The organism is Paraburkholderia sp. BCC1884 (genome assembly GCF_900996225.1).
GTDB lineage: Bacteria > Pseudomonadota > Gammaproteobacteria > Burkholderiales > Burkholderiaceae > Paraburkholderia.
Map to the genome: position 1 here is coordinate 275,289 of NZ_CAAJGL010000156.1, position 17,135 is coordinate 292,423.

Consider the following 17,135-nt stretch of genomic DNA (forward strand, 5'->3'; position numbering starts at 1 on the left):
TCGCGAAAGGCAAGCGAGTGAGCGCGACCGAGGCCGCCCGGATTCTAGGGGTTCCTCGATATGCGATCAGCCGGATCGACCGAGCCGGCGAGATCATCCAGCGTTATAAGCTCGGTCATAAAACGCACGTCTACGAACTCGAATCGCTTTATAAATTCCTCGCATCATGCCAATCGAAACCATTACAAAGGCCGGTCGTCGGCGCTTCCGCTGGACGTTCGAACGCGTCATCGAGGATGAACGCGTACGCAAAACCAAGCTCATCCCTGCGGGAGTTTCTGCGCGGGAAGCTGACGAGCTAGGCCGAAAGTGGGACGCTGAGACCTACGCGATTGCGACCGGAGCTAAGAAGCCGGTTGTAACGATCGGGGAGTGCGTTCGCATCCACGTGAACGACAAGAGCAATGGGTGGAAGGATAGAAAGACGCGCATCCAGGTTCTGGACAAATACTCGCCGGAGTACGAGGACCAGGACGCGCTCGATCTTTACGAATGGTCCGTGCAATTTGCAGGCTATATGCGAGCGGCCATCGATCGGCATGGCATTCCGAAAAAGCCCATGTCGAGCGGGACGATCCACAACACACTCGGGTATCTTCGCGCCGCGATCAAATACGCGCACAAGATCGGGAAAATAGAGCACGACGAGACAGCGAAAATGGTGATCCCGAAACCGAGTGACGAGCGCCACGTGTACAAAGGACGTCGGGAGATGCTACAGGTCGCGAAGGGTTGCGCGAATCGCGAAACGCGAGCGGCCATCCGGGTAGCCTTTTACTCAGGGATGCGTCTCAGCGAGATTCTAAGAGCCGTTCCTTCGCGAGACGGTTACTCGCTGGGCACCTCAAAGAACGGCCGACCGCGCATCGTGCCGATCCATCCGAGGGTTGCCGTCATAGCGCGCCGCGTGAAGTTCACCATCAAGGCGCAGAAGCTAAAGGACGAATGGAACAAGGCGCGCGCGCGAGCTGGGTATCCTGAATTGCGATTCCACGACCTACGCCACAGCGCCGCATCGGAGATGATTAATGCAGGCATCGACCTATACACCGTCGGCGGTGTGTTGGGTCACAAGACGCCAACGTCGACGAAGCGCTATGCGCACCTGGTAACAGAACGTCTGGCTGACGCCGTAGCGAAAATTGGCAACCGACGATAGAGCCCGTGCACGTTTAAGGCAGAAAAACCCACACCCCACCCGGAAACCGAGACTTTCAACGGAATTCAAAAAATCCCTGAAAGCCTTATGGCGGAAGGCAGCCGGAGTCGAACCGACCTGAGAACGACTGACGTCCTCAACTGGGTTTGAAGCCCAGCCGCACCACCGGATACGAATGCCTTCCTACGGTGATTCAAAAAAACGCGTTGCCGATCGGATCAAACCCGATCGAGCCAACGCGTATCCGTGCGCATCAAATGCAGGCCACGGTGGAAACGAGTATAACCAACCCGGTCGAAGAACTCCAAAAGCTGAATCGCCCGCTTTCTCCCCAAACCGGTCGCATCGCGAAACGGTGCGGCGGCCACCGTGCCGTCGTGCTCGAGCGCTTCGGCGGCTGCAATTGCGGCCAGTTCGCGAATCACGTCCTGGTGATAAAAAAGATCTCGCACGACCTGGAACAACTCGCCTTGCCGCGCGAGTTTGCGCAGCAGTAGCCGCATGCGCTCTTCGGGCACTGCATGCGCGGTGGCCAGATCACGCACCCACGGCGGATCGAAACGCCCCGCTTTCACTGCGGGCAGCAACAACGCAGCGAGTGCGCGGTCCGCGTCGTCGAGAGTGACGGCGTGCCCCGGCAAATGCAGCCATGGTCCGCGTTTGACGATCTCACCGCGCGCGGCCGCATCGTCGATTAACGCGCGCCACAACGCATCGTCCACCAGCGGCGCAGCGATGCGTCGCAAACGCGAGGTGTCCGGACCGAGTTCGTCGGGCGAGCGCTCGTGATACTGCGCAAGCGCTGTCGTCAGTCGATTCGCAAGCGTCTGCCACGATGCATCGGCAAGCAATAACGCGTCGTTGCCGGAAAGCGCGACCACGCGCGTGTCGGCGGGCAACGCGAGGGCGTCCGCCGGTCTACCCGTCAACTGTTCCAGCGACGAGCGCAGCACGCCATGCGGCGCTCGGGCGAAGAGCGCATCCAGCGTGCCCGTATCGAGCATGGACTGAACCGCTTCGAGCCAGCCCAGCCGCTCGGGCGAACGCCGCTTGCGCGACGGTCCGAACGGATCGAGCACGTAGCCGCCGCCAACCGTGCGATCGGCCTGTGCATTGCGCACCACCAGGCGATCGCCCGAAACGGCGCAGACGGGCCGCTCGAACACGAGTTGAACCCGAGCGCGCTGACCGGCGGCAAGCGTTTCGCCATCGAGCAAGGCAACATGTGCGACCTGATGCTGGGTGCCCAGATGCACATGCAGCGGCGCCCAATGTTCCAGCGTGAGCGGACAATCGGCGAGCAGCGTGAGCATCACGTCGATACGTTCCGACGCCTGCGATAAACGCGGATCGACGATCCAGTCGCCGCGATCGATCGCGCTCTTTTCAATTCCCGCGAGATTCAGTGCGCAGCGCTCGCCCGCCCTGCCGGTTTGCGCCGGGCGATTTTGCGCATGAATGCTGCGCACTCGCACGGGCTGATTCTCCGGCGCCAGCAACATCGTCTCGCCAACCGACACACTGCCCGACACCACGGTGCCGGTCACGATCGTGCCTTGCCCCGCCAGCGTGAAGACACGATCCACGGCCAATCTGAATAGCCCGTCGCTGCGCCGCTTACGCCAGGCCGTGGCCACCTCGTGCAGATGCGCCTTCAATTCGGCCACACCCGGATCGCCGTCGCGTGTCGCGCAGGTGTCGAAAACCGGCACATCCTGCAGGACGCTGCCGTTCAGCAATGCCGCGATCTCGTCCTTCGCTTCCTGCAGACGCTGCGCGTCTACCCGATCCACTTTGGTCAACGCGACTGCACCGCGCTGAATGCCAAGCAACTCGACAATCGAAAGATGTTCGCGGGTTTGCGGCATCACGCCATCGTCGGCGGCAATCACCAGCAGGGCGAAGTCGATGCCGCTCGCGCCAGCGGTCATCGTATGCACGAGCTTTTCGTGGCCGGGCACGTCGATCAGACCCAGCACGTCGCCGTTGTCGAGCGGCACGTATGCATAGCCGAGTTCGATCGATATGCCACGCGCCTTCTCTTCCTTGAGGCGATCCGTGTCGACGCCCGAGAGCGCCTTCACCAGACTCGTCTTGCCGTGGTCGATATGCCCAGCCGTACCGACGATCATGCGCGCGCGCCTTTCAATTGCCCGATGAGTTGCGCTTCGTCGGCGGCTTCGAGACAGCGCAGATCGAGACGCAAAGCGTCGTCCGCGATCCGGCCGATCACCGGCCGCGCCATCTCGCGCAGCAGTTTTTCAAGTGCGAGCAATTGCCGGCCACCGCGTTTGCCATCGGCCGTCCTGACGACGAGGCCGTAGCTCGGCAGCAGATCGACCGGTAGTGCGCCGCTGCCGATCTGGCTGAACATCGGCTCGACGACGACTGCGTAGCGCTCGCCCACCGCCTGCTGCATGGCGGCCTGCACACGTTCCGCGGCAAGCCGGATATCGTCCGCGGGACGGGTCAGCAGGCGCAGCGTGGTGAGCCGCTCTACCAGCCTCTCTGGTGCACGATAGAGCTGCAGCACGGGCTCGAGAGCCGCCAGCGTCAGTTTGCCGACACGCAACGCGCGCTTGAGCGGATGCTTCTTGATCTTCGCGATCAGATCGCGCCGGCCGACGATCAGGCCGGCCTGGGGTCCGCCCAGCAACTTGTCGCCGCTGAAGGTGACCAGATCGGCGCCGGCCTCGACCGTTTCGCGCACCGTGGTCTCGCGCGGCAAGCCCCATTGGCTCAAATCGACCAGCGTGCCGCTGCCGAGGTCGACGGCCACCGCCAGGCCGCGCGCCCGCGCAAGCGGCGCGATGTCCGTGAGACTGACCTCTTTGGTGAAGCCGCTGATCGCGTAGTTGCTTGCGTGCACTTTCATGAGCAGCGCGGTCTGCGGGTTGATGGCTTCGTCGTAATCCTTCAGATGCGTGCGGTTGGTGGTGCCCACCTCGCGCAGCTTCGCGCCCGCGCGGCTCATGATGTCGGGAATCCGGAAGGCCCCGCCAATCTCCACCAGCTCGCCGCGCGACACGATGACTTCTTTCTTCGACGCCAACGCGGACAGCGTCAGCAACACGGCCGCCGCGTTGTTGTTGACCACCGTCGCCGCTTCGGCGCCGGTCAACTCGCAGATCAGTTCGTCGATCAGATCGTCGCGATCGCCGCGTTTGCCCGTGGCCAGATCGAACTCGAGGTTGGCGGGTTGGGTGAGCGCCCTCATCACTGCCTGCACGGCTTCGTCGGGCAGCAAGGCGCGGCCCAGGTTCGTGTGCAGCACCGTGCCCGTCAGATTGAACACGCTACGCAAGCGCGACTGGTTGCGGCGGCGCAGCACGGCTTCGACTGCGCTTTGAAGCCGCGCGACGTCGAGTGCGCTCACGCTCGCGTCGCCCGACTGTGCGCTGGAACGCCAGTTGTCGAGCGCCTCGCGCACGGCCGCCAGCACCTGCGTGCGGCCGAATTCGCCCAGCAGCGGCGCGAATTCGGCCGACGCCATGACTTTCTCCACCGACGGCACGCGCGCCATCAGCGCACGCAATTCCGAGCCGCTCACATCACTCACGAAACCATCCTTTCCGTCGACTGGGTTAGTCCGTTTCGCCGGACGGTTCGGGCGCATCGTCGGCCCGCTCCGGCCATAGCCATGGATGCGGCGACGCGCGCCGGTAGCCTTCCGCGCCCATCAGCAGGTCCAACGTCAGACTGGCGAGATCGTCCGCGAACGGCTCGAAATCGTAGCCCTTCGACTGGATGCCGATCTTCCGGTAAGTATGGCATTCGTCGCACGATTCCGCCTTCAGCATGGCGTTTTTCGATTCAGCCTCGCGCGTGGCCTCGTCGGCCTCCGGCGAGCCGACAGTGTGATACGCGATCCCTTTGGTGGAATCGCAGTTCGAGCATTTCGAGCGGACCATGTGCCATTCGGTCGAACACAGGCCGCATTGCAGATAGCGGTAATTGTCATATGAACCGCCCACGCGCACGATGCTCGCGACCGGATGCGAACCGCACACCGGACACAGGCCGAGGGTCTCGATGTAAGGCACTGCGCGTTTGTCGATATCGGCGGCGAGGTCGGTCCAGACGACTTGCAGCGCGGCCGCGATGAACGGCGCGCTGGCGGGATCGACTTCGTCGAAACGCTGCGCAAAGATCGCGTCGGCCTGGACGTCGAGCGTTGCCCGGTCAAGGGTTCGCAACTTGTCGAGCAGCGCGGCGAGCGGCGGCGTGAGCGGGCCGGCGGCTTCCACCTTGTCGAGCAACTGACGCAGCACATCGTGCCAGGCGGGGTCGCGCACGCCCGATAGCGCCGGTATCAGCGGCATGGAATGTTGTTGCGCGCTCGCGATCAACTCGGGGCTGGGCGGCTGGGCCTTGAATCCCGCCATGACGGCTTGCTGCGCGTCCGCCACCACGGCCATCAGGCGCAGGTAACCGGCAATCGGATTGTTCAGCGCCGCCAATTGCCGCAGACGCGCGGCGCGCGGCGCGAACACGGCCAGCCGTTCCGGCGTACGAATGCGGGGAATAGCCGTGTGATCGAGCGACTCGATGTCGCCGGCTTCAAGAATGCGTTGAACCACAGTATCGACCTCCAGAAACTAAAGAGCCGCCGCCGGTCATCGAACACGGGCGGCGGCTCGGAGCGCAGTGCGCTTCTTTTTACCGGCTTACTTGCCGATGATTTCCTTGAACCAGTTCGGATGATGCTTTCTGGCCCAACCGTAAGTCACCGTGCCGCGCGTCATCGCGCCAATCGAGCCTTTGATCCATAGCGCCGCATAAATATGCACGACGATGCCCACGATCAGTACGAACGCCGCAGCAGCATGCACCAATGCCGCCAAACGGATCACCTCGATCGGGAAATAGAACGAGAAGTAGCGCCGCCAGATCACGATGCCGCTCGCCAGCAGCGCGAGCAGGCACATCACCATCGTGAAAAATAACAGCTTTTGGCCCGCGTTGTATTTACCGATCGCTGGGAGCCGGTCTTCGCGGTTGTTGAGCACGTCGCCGATCTGCTTCATCCACTGAATGTCCGCGCGGTCCAGATAGTTGTGATGCCAGAAGCGCAACGCAAGAATCAGGAACGACAGGAACATCACGCAGCCGACAAAAGGATGCAGAATCCGCGTCCATTGGCCGCCGCCGAAGATCGCGTAGAGCCAGGACATCGCCGGATGAAACATGGCGAGGCCCGACAACGCCAGCAAGACAAACGTGATCGCGGTGATCCAGTGATTGGTCCGCTCATTCGGCGTATAGCGCTCGATCAGCCGATGGCCCTTCACGTCTCTCAGGTCATCGTGTTCAGGGTGCTTCATGGCTTGCCTCCCGGGAACGCTCTACATCATCAGCTTCATGCTCGGCTTCCAGCTCGTCCGCTTCCGACACTTCGTTCGGGCCGATCCGCGTGTAGTGGAAGAACCCGGCCAGCGCCGCGAACGCGATACCCGCGAGCGCCAGCGGCTTCGCCAAACCCTTCCATATCTGCACCATCACACTGATCTTCGGATTCAGCGGCAAGCCGTGATAGAGCGTCGGCTTGTCCGCATGGTGCAGCACGTACATGACGTGCGTGCCGCCCACACCCGCAGGATCGTACAACCCGGCGTTCTGAAAACCGCGTTCCTTCAGATCTTCGATGCGGTCCGAGGCCTGCTGCTTCATGTCCTCTTTCGTGCCGAACATGATCGCGCCAGTCGGGCAGGTCTTCACGCACGCCGGTTCCTGGCCGACGGCCACGCGGTCCGAACACAGTGTGCACTTGTACGCGCGGTTGTCCTGCTTCGAAATGCGCGGCACGTTGAACGGGCAGCCGGTCACGCAATAGCCGCAACCGATGCAGTTTTCCTCGTGGAAATCCACGATGCCATTCGTGTATTGCACGATCGCACCCGGCGACGGACACGCCTTCAGACAGCCAGGGTCCTCGCAATGCATGCAGCCGTCCTTGCGGATCAGCCACTCGAGATCGCCTTCGGGGTTCTCGTATTCGGAGAACCGCATGACGGTCCACGAATGCTCGCTGAGATCGCGCGGGTTGTCGTAAATGCCGGTGGTCGTGCCGATCTCGTCGCGCAGATCGTTCCATTCCATGCAGGCGGTCTGACATGCCTTGCAGCCAATGCACTTCGACACGTCGATGAGCTTGGCGACGGTGCCCGTTACCGGCACACGCACTTGCGGTTCGGGCAAGGTCGTGGCCGAGAGGCGTTTTATATCCAGTGATTGCAGTGCCATCTCTTTCCCTTATGCCTTTTCGACCTTGACGAGGAACGACTTGAATTCCGGTGTCTGCGAATTCCCGTCGCCCACGGAAGGCGTCAGCGTATTGACGAGATAGCCCGGCTTAGCGAGCCCCTTGAAGCCCCAATGCAAGGGCAAGCCGACGGTCTGAACTTTCTTGCCTTCGATCATCAGCGGTTTGATGCGCTTGGTGACCAGCGCAACCGCGATGATGTGGCCGCGATTGGACGACACCTTGATGCGGTCGCCCGCCACCACGCCCACTTCCTTCGCGAGGTCCTCGCCGATCTCCACGAACTGCTGCGGCTGCACGATCGCATTCAAACGCGCGTGCTTGGTCCAGTAGTGGAAATGTTCGGTCAGACGATAGGTAGTGGCCGTATGCGGGAAATTCTCGTGCGTGCCGAACGCGGCCCGATCGTCCGGGAACACGCGTGCCGCCGGACTGCTGACGACCGCCTTGTTATCCGGGTGCAGCGGGTTGTAGCCAAGCGGCGTTTCGAACGGCTCGTAGTGCTCGGGGAACGGCCCTTCGACCAGACCGTCACGCGAGAAGAAACGCGCGACGCCCTCCGGATTCATGATGAACGGGTTCATGCCGTTTTCCGGCGGCTCGTCCAACTTGAAATCGGGAACGTCCGGTCCCGACCACGTCTTGCCGTTCCACGCGATCAGCTTGCGCGTGGGATCGAACGGCTTGCCGCTGACGTCGCAGGAAGCGCGGTTGTACAGAATCCGCCGGTTCGCCGGCCACGCCCACGCCCAGTTCAGCGTGTTGCCGATGCCGGTCGGATCGGAGTTGTCGCGGCGGCCCATCTGATTGCCGGCCTGCGTCCACGCGCCGCAGAAAATCCAGCATCCGCTCGCCGTGCTGCCGTCGTCGCGCAGCTGCGCGAAGCTCGCCAGCTGCTCGCCCTTTTTGGCGAGCACCTTGGTTTTGTCGGTTGGATCGGTGACGTCGGCGAGCGCCTTGCCGTTGAACTCCATGGCGAGTTCGTCGGGTGTCGGGCTTGCCGGATCGGCGTACGGCCAGCTCATTTTCAGAATCGGATCGGGATACTTGCCGCCGTCCTTTCTATAAGCCTCGCGAATCCGCAGCCACAGCCCCGACATGATCTCGAGATCGCTCCGCGATTCGCCTGGGCCGTCCGCGCCTTGCCAGTGCCACTGCAGCACGCGGCTGGAGCTGACCAGCGAGCCGCGCTCTTCCGCGAAACAGGTGGTCGGCAGACGGAACACTTCGGTTTGAATCGACGCCGGATCGACGTCGTTGAACTCGCCGAAATTCTTCCAGAACTCCGACGTTTCCGTAGCGAGCGGATCCATGACGACGAGCCACTTCAGCTTGGCCAGACCCGCGCCGATCTTCGCCTTGTTCGGCGCCGCGGCAAGCGGGTTGAAGCCCTGCGCGATGTAGCCGTTCATCTTGCCTTGATTCATCAGCTCGAAGACCTGCAGCATGTCGTATGACTTATCGAGCTTGGGCAGATAGTCGAAACCGAAATTGTTCTCGGCCGTCGCGTTATCGCCCCACCACGATTTCATGAAGCTGACGTGAAACGCGCGATAGTTACGCCAGTAGCTCAGCTGATTCGGCCGCAGCGGCTGAGTGGCGCGCTTCGCGATGTACTCGTCGAAGTCCTGCTCGGCGTCCATCGGCAAGGTCATGTAGCCCGGCAGCAGGTTCGACATCAGGCCGAGATCGGTCAAACCCTGGATATTCGAGTGACCACGCAGCGCATTCATGCCGCCGCCCGCGATGCCGATATTGCCCAACAGCAATTGCACCATCGCGCCGGTGCGGATGATCTGCGCGCCGATCGAATGATGGGTCCAGCCGAGTGCGTAGAGGACCGTACCGGCACGCCCTGGGACGGCCGTCGATGCCAGCATCTCGCAGACCTTGAGGAACTTCTCTTTAGGCGTGCCGCAGCTTCGTTCGACCTGCTCGGGCGTGTAGCGCGAGTAGTGCTGCTTCATCAACTGATAAACGCAGCGCGGATGTTGCAGCGTCGGGTCGACCTTGGCGAAGCCGTCGTCGCCGCGCTCGTAGTCCCAGGTTGTCTTGTCGTAGCTTCGCTTGTCGGCGTCGTAGCCGGAATAGAGACCGTCTGTAAACGAGAAATCCTCACGGACGATGAACGGCATGTCCGTGTAGTTCTTCACATACTCGTGCTGGATCTTGTCGTTGGTGAGCAGATAGTTGATCACCCCGCCCAGGAACACGATGTCCGAGCCGGTCCGAATCTGCGCATAATAGTCCGCCACCGAGGCCGTGCGCGTGAAGCGCGGATCGACCACGATCAACCTTGCCTTGCGATGCGCCTTCGCCTCCGTGACCCACTTGAAGCCGCACGGGTGCGCCTCGGCTGCATTGCCGCCCATCACCAGAATCACGTCCGCGTTCTTGATGTCGACCCAATGGTTCGTCATCGCTCCACGGCCAAACGTCGGGGCAAGACCTGCCACCGTCGGGCCGTGTCAAACACGTGCTTGATTGTCGAATGCGAGCATGCCAAGACTGCGCGCAGTCTTGTGTGTCAAATAACCCACTTCATTGCTACCGGCCGATGCTGCAAGCATGCCGGTAGTCAGCCACCGGTTGACCTTCTTGCCGTCTTCCGTCGTTTCGATGAAGTTGGCATCGCGATCTTCCTTCATCAATTTCGCAATGCGGTCCAACGCGTCATCCCATGCAATGCGCTTCCATTCATTCGAGCCGGCCGCGCGATACTCCGGATACTTCAGACGACTCGGGCTATGAATGAAGTCGATCAGGCTCGCGCCCTTCGGGCACAACGTGCCGCGATTGACGGGATGATCGGGATCGCCCTCGATGTGGATGATGCTGGCCTTGGCGTTCTTGGCGTTGTCGCCGAGTCCATACATCAGGATGCCGCAGCCTACCGAGCAGTACGGACAGGTGTTGCGGGTTTCGGTCGTACGCGACAACTTGTACTGACGGACTTCCGCTAACGCGGGTGCCGGCGAGAAGCCCATGAGGGCGAGACTCGATCCAGCTAGCGTGGTGGCAGAAACCTTCAGAAATTGTCGCCGGGACATGTGGGTCATGTAATGGCCTCGGCTCTTTTTGGGGATACTGATAATGATTATAGAGGCCGCAATAGAGTCGCGCATTCATAAAGAACACCATCTGGAGAAAAGACAAATATGAAACACTGCAGCCGGTATTGGGGTGTAGGCATTCTTTCTGCTGCTTCTAACGTACTGATGTGACATGAGTCAGTGCCGACCCTGGATCAATTGCACACCATGACTTCCCAATACGACTTCCCTGCCTTTTCTTCTGCCAATTGCCCGTCTGCTATCCGCAATTCTTACTGCGCGCGGAAATCAAACAGGTCATTACGTATCGTTTCATTCGTCGTTTTAATCGCGCTGGGTATAGCACTTCTCATTGCCAGTTCATTCAGCGTCGCGCAGATCACGCAGGGCAACGGCTCCTCACAGCAGGACAACCGTAGTTCGGCAATGGGTTCGACGCCCGATCCGTCCGCGTCGATGGTGCATGAATCGAACAAGCCGCAAACGAAAGATGGAAGTTCGACGGGCGCGCGCGGAAAAACGGCGCAGCCAGGTCACCAGACCCAAGGCGCCGGCGGTTTCGAGAATGGGCTCTACGGCACGGGAGCTGGCAGTAACAAGTGACCTCGACGTTGCACATCGAGCACCCGCCGGCCTAACTTACGTTGCATAAATGAACGTGCGTTGCACAGCGGCGCGCTGCGGCATGCCGGCATAACCCTCATAATGCGGTCATTCGTAGCCTGAAACAGCGCCACCATGACCGACACTCAACCCAACACCCGCCCATCGCCGCGCCTGACCAGCCTCTCTCACGGCGGCGGATGCGGCTGCAAGATCGCGCCCGGCCTGCTCGCCGATCTGCTCAAGCGCAGCGCGCCACTGCCGTTCTTTCCCGACCTGCTGGTCGGCAACGATACCGCCGACGATGCCGCCGTCTACAAGCTCAACGACGAGCAGGCGATCGTCGCCACCACCGACTTCTTCATGCCGATCGTCGACGACCCGTTCGACTTCGGCCGCATCGCCGCGACCAATGCGCTGTCCGATGTCTACGCGATGGGCGGCAAGCCGATCATGGCGCTGGCGATCGTCGGCATGCCGATCAACGTTCTGCCGCACGACGTGATCGCGGCCGTGCTCAAGGGCGGCGAATCGGTGTGCGCGGAGGCGGGCATTCCGCTCGCCGGCGGCCATTCCATTGACTCGGTCGAGCCGATCTACGGCCTCGTCGCGATCGGCGTGGTCGATCCGAAGCGGGTGAAACGCAATGCGGGCGCGCAAGCGGGTGACGTGCTGATTCTCGGCAAGCCGCTGGGCGTCGGCATTCTCTCGGCGGCACTCAAGAAGGATCAGCTCGACGCCGCCGGCTATGCCGCGATGATCGGCGCGACCACCAAGCTCAATCGCCCGGGCGCGGAGCTGGCGAGACTGGACGGTGTGCATGCGCTGACGGACATCACCGGTTTCGGTCTGCTGGGTCACACGCTCGAACTCGCGCGCGGCTCGAACCTGACCGCCCGCGTGCGTTATGCGGATCTGCCGTGGCTACCCGACGTGATCCGCCTCGCGCAAGCGGGTATTTATACTGGCGCGTCGGGCCGCAACTGGGACGCCTACGGCAAAGACGTCGTTTTGACGTCCTCATTGCCGTCGACCGCGCGCGCCCTGCTCACCGATCCGCAAACCTCGGGGGGCCTGCTGGTGTCCTGCGCGCCGCACGCTGTCGATGAAGTGCTCGCGCTGTTCCATGCCGACGGCTTTGGCGAAGCTCGCGTGATCGGCGAAATGGTCAGCGGAGAAAGGCGTGTCGAGGTGATCTGAGGCACGCACGAGCGACAGCGTCGCCGGCCGGTATTGACGGCGCGTGCGATAATTTCGTCTTTGCCGTCGCTCGTTTTGCCGCCTTCCCCTTGAAAAATCTTCTCGTCAGCCTCGAAAAAGCCGGTGATTTCGACGAAATCATCGATGTGCGCACGCCCCTCGAGTTCGCCGAAGACCACATTCCGGGCGCGCTCAATGCCCCCGTACTGAGCAGCGAAGAACGGGTACTGGTCGGCACGACTTACAAACAGGTATCGGCGTTCGAAGGCACGCGTATTGGCGCGGCGCTGGTTGCGCGCAACATCGCGCATCATCTGGAAGAGACTTTTGCCGACCGGCCGCGCAACTGGCGCCCGCTGATCTATTGCTGGCGCGGCGGAAAGCGCTCGGGCTCGGTCACGACACTCTTCAACATGATCGGCTGGCCGGCGCGTCAACTCGACGGCGGCTATAAAAGCTATCGTCGCGCCACACTCGCTACGCTCGACAGCCAGCCGAAGACCTTCCGCTACATTGCACTCGTGGGCCCGACGGGCAGCGGCAAAACCCGCCTGCTGTCGGCCTTGAACCAGGCGGGCGCGCAAACGCTGGACCTCGAGGCGCTGGCTTCGCATCGGGGTTCGTTGCTCGGCGCATGGACCGGTGTGCCGCAACCGTCGCAAAAGCGTTTCGACACGCTGCTCGCCACCGCGCTGAGCGCGTTCGATCCCGCGCGGCCGGTCTTCGTCGAAGCGGAAAGCCGGCGCATCGGGTCGATTGCGCTGCCGCTTGCGCTACTCGACACGTTTCACCAGGGCGCCTGTGTCGAAGTGCTGTCGAGCCGCGAAGATCGCGCGGCTTTTCTGTTGCACGACTACGCGCACCTGTTCGACGATCCCGCTTCGCTCAAAGGGCAGTTACAGCGCCTGATCGGCTTGCATAGCCGTGAGCGTGTCACCGGTTGGCTGCAACTCGTGGATCAGGACAGCCGCGCCGAACTCGCCGGCGAGTTGATCGAGCGACACTACGATCCGGCGTATGCCCGCAGCAGCCACCAGCATTTCGCGCAGTTGCCGCACGCGTTGCAGTTGAATTTCCGCCCGAACGATGTCGATATCGTCGAACAGGCGGAAGCGCTGCTGGCGCAGCTCGACAAGAGCGCGCTCGCTGTCATCTGATTAAAAACCAACGTTTAAAACCACCATGCAATCAACCCTTCGTCAGCCCCGCGTCGCAGCCGGCTGGATCGTGTTTCTGCTGATCGCGGTCGTCGGCCTCTTCTACGTGAAGTGGTTTCCGTACTACAACCGCGCGTTCGTCGCGGCGAGCCAGCATTCCATCGGCAAGTCGATTCTGATGGGGACCTCGGCAAGCGCGCCGGCGGCATCGTGGCAAGCGGCGATCGACTACGCGCTTGCCTACGGCAAGGCCATCTGGCAAGCGATGGTGCTCGGTCTGCTGCTGGGCTCGGCGGTGCAGGCGCTGATTCCGCCGCAATGGGTCGCGCGCGCGCTCGGCCGGAGCGATTTCAGCAGCGTGGTGAAGGCCGGCCTGATGTCCTTGCCGGGCATGATGTGCACGTGCTGCGCGGCGCCACTGGTGGCCGGCCTGCGCGCCCGTCAGGCGGCGCCGGGCGCGGCGATCGCGTTCTGGCTGGGCAACACCGCGCTCAATCCGGCCACGCTGATTTTCATGGGTTTCGTGCTCGGCTGGCAGTGGATGGGCCTGCGACTCGTGCTCGGTATCGTGATGGTGTTCGGCCTGGGCTATCTGGTGAATCGCATGGTGACGCCGCAGGAAGCCGAGGCGTCGCGTGGCGCCATGGCGCAACTGGTTGTCGACGACGTGCCCGGCACCGCGTTCACGCGCTGGCTGAAAATCCTCGCCTCGATGACGCTGCGTCTGGTGCCCGAATACATCGTCCTGGTGCTCATTCTCGGCGCGGCACGCACCTGGCTGTTCCCGCACATCGGTCCGAATATCGACAACAGCCTGCTGTGGATCATCGCGCTGTCGATTGCCGGCACGTTGTTCGTGATCCCGACCGCGGGCGAAGTGCCGATCATTCAGGCGATGCTGGCCTTCGGCATGGCAGCCGGTCCGGCCGGCGCGCTGCTGATGACGCTGCCGCTCATCAGCGTACCGTCGATGGCGATGCTCGGCCGCTCGTTCCCGAAGCGCGTGCTCACGGTGGTGGCGCTCGCGGTGGTCGTATGCGGCGTGGTGAGCGGGCTGCTGGCCATTGCTTTAGGACTGTGAATCATGAAACGTATCGCGGCTTTTTCCCTCTCCACCTGGTCGGCGGCCGGTCTGCTTTACTTCGGCCAGCATTCCGTCGCGTTGATCATGGTCAGCGGCGTCGTCGTACTGGCCGGTTTCGATTTGCTGCGGCCTTGAGATCGTCTTAAGCAGACAGCGCGTCGCGAATCGCGGTGAGCCATCAAGCCACGGCATGCGCGCTTGGGTCCACGTGACCGAGTGTGCGATCGCCAACGTAGCTCGAACGGCCATGGCGCGGATGCATCGACGCGGTCTGCGATGCGCCTTCGGTTGCTGCGCCGACGGCCGCTTTCAATGCGGCTTCGATGTCGTCTGGCTTGGCGAGCGCGGACTGTAGCGCGTCGGCAGCGGGTTTCAGTGCATCGACCATGATGCGCGCGCCACGATGCTCAATTCGCTCGACGGCGTGCCACCAAGGTGGTCCACCAGCAAAGCCACTCGCTCACCCGATTGCAGTGACAGGTCGTTGATGATCTTCGCCAGCAGTTTGCCGACGATGACGTCGGCTGACTCCAACGCCCGCGCGCAACGCCGGGTTCGCCGTGAATGCCCAAACCCCATTCGATTTCACCGTCCGCCAACTCAAAGCCGGGGTTCCCGGCCGCCGGGACGGTGCAAGGTGTGAGCGCGACCCCCATCGTGCCGAGCGACGCGGCCAACTCACGCGCGATCTGCGCGACGTCGGGCAACCGACGCCCAGCCGCGGCAGCGGTTTTGTGGACCAGCACCGTCCCCGCGAGGCCGCGTCGGCCCGCATGGTCGCCACTCGCCACTCGCCGCGAGCGCGATGTCGTCGGCGACGGTCACCATCTCGATGGAGACGCCCTCGGCGCGCGCGATCGCTGCCGCGAGGCCGAAGTTGAAGCGATCGCCCGAGTAGTTCTTCACGATCAGCAAGGCACCTGCCGGGCCGGCCACCGCGCGGATGGCGTCGAGCACGGCGTCTGTCGATGGCGACGTGAAGACCTCGCCCGCCACCGCTGCGCTCAGCATACCGGCGCCCACATAGCCGCCGTGTGCGGGTTCGTGGCCCGAGCCGCCGCCCGAAATGAGCGCGACTTCACTGCGAGCAGCGATGGCCTCGGCGTCCGCACGCACGACGATCATGCCGCCCGCAATAGCGAGAGCGCGGGATTGAGCGCGACGAGGCCATCGAGCATGTCGGGGACGATCGTGGAGAGGTCGTTGATGAGCCTCCTCATTGCGTCGGCGTCCCTGGAGTCTGCCCGCGTTCTGATTGCCTGTGGTCGTACTTGCGGTTGCGTTGAGCGCGCGGGACGGTTTATTCGGATGCGAAAGCGGAAGGCTCAACTTTACAGCGCATTGGCGAATGCGTTAGCGCAGTACGACAAGCTGAAATAGGAGACGAAGCCGAGGGGAAACTGCTGGCTAGCACACGCGAAAAACCGTGCGCTAAGTGATACGTAGACAGGATCGTGGACGAAAGCATAATGCTTTCGTCCACGTCACTGATGCGTTGGTAGGCTCGATTGGATTCGAACCAACGACCCCCACCATGTCAAGGTGGTGCTCTAACCAACTGAGCTACGAGCCTTTAGAGGCGCGAATTATAGAGACTCCGCGAGCACAGCACAAGCTTAAATCGCTACTTACGTAAATGATCGTGACTTGCCTGGTCGCATAGCATTTCGACGAGGTTTAAACGTTGCGCAATCTTCCTGATCGCGGCAGCTTGGGTTCCCGCTTTATGCGTTTTGAAGGTGTCAGCGACGCGCTGGCAGACCTGTATCGATCGGACTCGAGACTGGGCCGCGTGGGGTTTCAACTTGATCGTGTCGCGGCGTGGTGTTGCGGGGCTCAACCTTTTAGCGTCCGCGCCGTTATTGCATCTGCACAGGTACTAACATTGGATCTTCATGCCCCAACCTATTCCCTTATCACGCAACACTGGCGCTGCGCGCGCGCGACATGCCAAGGCGATGCTGTTGCCGATCGCCCGGCAGACCGCCGACGACCTCGCGTTGCGGGTACATCTGGCGCTCGACGCGCTGCGCCGCGGCGCCGGCAGCATGACTGACGCGCAAACGTTGACGCAGACCATGCTGCTGACCGGTTTTCTCGCGGAGTCGGGCTTTGGCTCGGCCACCGGCGAACAACTCGGAGCCGCAGAGCGCGCTATTTCGACGGTATTCGATACGGGTCGGGAGACCGGCGAGTGGAGACTCGACGATGATGGGTTCACGCTCTTTGCAGCGGTCGCTGGCAATTATGACGAACAACTGCATCACTCCCCGCTTTGGGCCATTACCGACGCCAGCGAAAGACTCGACCGCTTTACCGCGGGCCTGTCTTATCAGATGCCGGTGAAAAAACGGGCTTAAGCAAATGTATCGAACCGACGGGGAATGCTTCGTCGGTGAAATAGCGGCAAGTGAAAGGCGTTTTGCGCCGGCTGGGATGTAGTGTGGGCTGTTAAACGCAAAAACCCCACCTTGAAGGGGTGGGGTTTCTGTTTGCTGCTTGGGAGCCTGACGATTACCTACTTTCACACGGGAATCCGCACTATCATCGGCGTGGAGTCGTTTCACGGTCCTGTTCGGGATGGGAAGGGGTGGTACCGACTCGCTATGGTCATCAG

General features: G+C 62.1%; 16 protein-coding genes, 2 tRNA genes, 1 rRNA gene and 1 pseudogene. 7 read left to right on the forward strand and 13 right to left on the reverse strand.

Annotation, left to right across the window (positions count from 1 at the left end):
- The first annotated feature begins 166 nt into the window (after positions 1-166).
- Positions 167-1,159, forward strand: a complete 993-nt coding sequence (locus FQ705_RS33825; protein ID WP_144149410.1) for a tyrosine-type recombinase/integrase — start codon at positions 167-169, stop codon at positions 1,157-1,159.
- 88 nt (positions 1,160-1,247) lie between these two features.
- Here FQ705_RS33825 and FQ705_RS34310 read toward each other — a convergent pair.
- From FQ705_RS34310 to fdnG, 7 genes are all read right to left on the reverse strand, one after another.
- Positions 1,248-1,343 (reverse strand) — tRNA-Sec (locus FQ705_RS34310).
- Positions 1,344-1,377: 34 nt separating this feature from the next.
- Positions 1,378-3,291, reverse strand: coding sequence for a selenocysteine-specific translation elongation factor (gene selB / locus FQ705_RS33830; protein WP_144149412.1), 1,914 nt, complete (start codon positions 3,289-3,291; stop codon positions 1,378-1,380).
- Positions 3,288-4,718, reverse strand: a complete 1,431-nt coding sequence (selA, locus tag FQ705_RS33835; RefSeq protein ID WP_186308127.1) for an L-seryl-tRNA(Sec) selenium transferase — start codon at positions 4,716-4,718, stop codon at positions 3,288-3,290. Before selA ends, selB begins: the two co-directional genes overlap by 4 nt.
- 25 nt (positions 4,719-4,743) lie before the next feature.
- Entirely contained in the window at positions 4,744-5,739 is a 996-nt protein-coding gene (fdhE, locus tag FQ705_RS33840) for a formate dehydrogenase accessory protein FdhE (protein WP_144149415.1), read from the reverse strand.
- An 87-nt stretch (positions 5,740-5,826) separates the two neighbouring features.
- Positions 5,827-6,483 carry a formate dehydrogenase subunit gamma gene (locus FQ705_RS33845; protein ID WP_144149417.1) on the reverse strand — a complete coding sequence of 219 codons (657 nt, stop codon included), beginning with the start codon at positions 6,481-6,483 and terminating at the stop codon, positions 5,827-5,829.
- Entirely contained in the window at positions 6,470-7,402 is a 933-nt protein-coding gene (fdxH, locus tag FQ705_RS33850; protein WP_144149419.1) for a formate dehydrogenase subunit beta, read from the reverse strand. The genes FQ705_RS33845 and fdxH overlap by 14 nt, the downstream gene beginning before the upstream one ends.
- Before the next feature lie 9 nt (positions 7,403-7,411).
- A complete protein-coding gene (gene fdnG, locus FQ705_RS33855) occupies positions 7,412-10,480 on the reverse strand; it encodes a formate dehydrogenase-N subunit alpha (protein ID WP_144149421.1) in 3,069 nt (1,022 codons plus the stop codon).
- Positions 10,481-10,681: 201 nt separating this feature from the next.
- Between fdnG and FQ705_RS33860 the strand changes: the two genes are divergently transcribed.
- The 5 genes from FQ705_RS33860 to FQ705_RS34760 all read left to right on the forward strand — a co-directional run bounded on the left by FQ705_RS33860 (position 10,682) and on the right by FQ705_RS34760 (position 14,653).
- Positions 10,682-11,077, forward strand: a complete 396-nt coding sequence (locus tag FQ705_RS33860) for a beta-xylosidase (protein WP_260854715.1) — start codon at positions 10,682-10,684, stop codon at positions 11,075-11,077.
- A gap of 135 nt (positions 11,078-11,212) precedes the next feature.
- Positions 11,213-12,277 carry a selenide, water dikinase SelD gene (selD, locus tag FQ705_RS33865; RefSeq protein WP_144149423.1) on the forward strand — a complete coding sequence of 355 codons (1,065 nt, stop codon included), beginning with the start codon at positions 11,213-11,215 and terminating at the stop codon, positions 12,275-12,277.
- A gap of 89 nt (positions 12,278-12,366) precedes the next feature.
- Entirely contained in the window at positions 12,367-13,434 is a 1,068-nt protein-coding gene (gene mnmH, locus FQ705_RS33870) for a tRNA 2-selenouridine(34) synthase MnmH (protein ID WP_144149425.1), read from the forward strand.
- Positions 13,435-13,459: 25 nt separating this feature from the next.
- Positions 13,460-14,515 carry a permease gene (locus FQ705_RS33875; RefSeq protein ID WP_144149427.1) on the forward strand — a complete coding sequence of 352 codons (1,056 nt, stop codon included), beginning with the start codon at positions 13,460-13,462 and terminating at the stop codon, positions 14,513-14,515.
- Between the two features lie 3 nt (positions 14,516-14,518).
- Positions 14,519-14,653: a hypothetical protein gene (locus FQ705_RS34760; protein WP_260854716.1), complete on the forward strand. Its 135-nt coding sequence runs from the start codon at positions 14,519-14,521 to the stop codon at positions 14,651-14,653.
- A gap of 43 nt (positions 14,654-14,696) precedes the next feature.
- On the opposite strand, the gene FQ705_RS34370 is transcribed toward FQ705_RS34760, so the two are convergent.
- From FQ705_RS34370 to FQ705_RS33885, 5 genes and pseudogenes are all read right to left on the reverse strand, one after another.
- Complete coding sequence (locus tag FQ705_RS34370) at positions 14,697-14,906, reverse strand: DAK2 domain-containing protein (RefSeq protein ID WP_222105692.1); 210 nt, start codon at positions 14,904-14,906, stop codon at positions 14,697-14,699.
- Positions 14,891-15,052: a hypothetical protein gene (locus FQ705_RS35035; RefSeq protein ID WP_260854718.1), complete on the reverse strand. Its 162-nt coding sequence runs from the start codon at positions 15,050-15,052 to the stop codon at positions 14,891-14,893. The genes FQ705_RS34370 and FQ705_RS35035 overlap by 16 nt, the downstream gene beginning before the upstream one ends.
- A 53-nt stretch (positions 15,053-15,105) precedes the next feature.
- Positions 15,106-15,264: pseudogene (locus FQ705_RS35040) on the reverse strand (dihydroxyacetone kinase subunit DhaK); the annotation flags it as partial.
- Positions 15,197-15,643: a dihydroxyacetone kinase subunit DhaK gene (locus FQ705_RS35045; RefSeq protein ID WP_260854717.1), complete on the reverse strand. Its 447-nt coding sequence runs from the start codon at positions 15,641-15,643 to the stop codon at positions 15,197-15,199. The pseudogene FQ705_RS35040 and the gene FQ705_RS35045, both read right to left, overlap by 68 nt.
- A gap of 371 nt (positions 15,644-16,014) precedes the next feature.
- A tRNA-Val gene (locus FQ705_RS33885) sits at positions 16,015-16,091 on the reverse strand.
- A gap of 322 nt (positions 16,092-16,413) precedes the next feature.
- On the opposite strand from FQ705_RS33885, the gene FQ705_RS33890 reads away from it, so the two are divergent.
- Positions 16,414-16,878, forward strand: a complete 465-nt coding sequence (locus FQ705_RS33890) for a hypothetical protein (protein WP_144149429.1) — start codon at positions 16,414-16,416, stop codon at positions 16,876-16,878.
- Between the two features lie 145 nt (positions 16,879-17,023).
- Here the strand turns inward: FQ705_RS33890 and rrf are convergent.
- A 5S ribosomal RNA gene (gene rrf / locus FQ705_RS33895) occupies positions 17,024-17,135 on the reverse strand.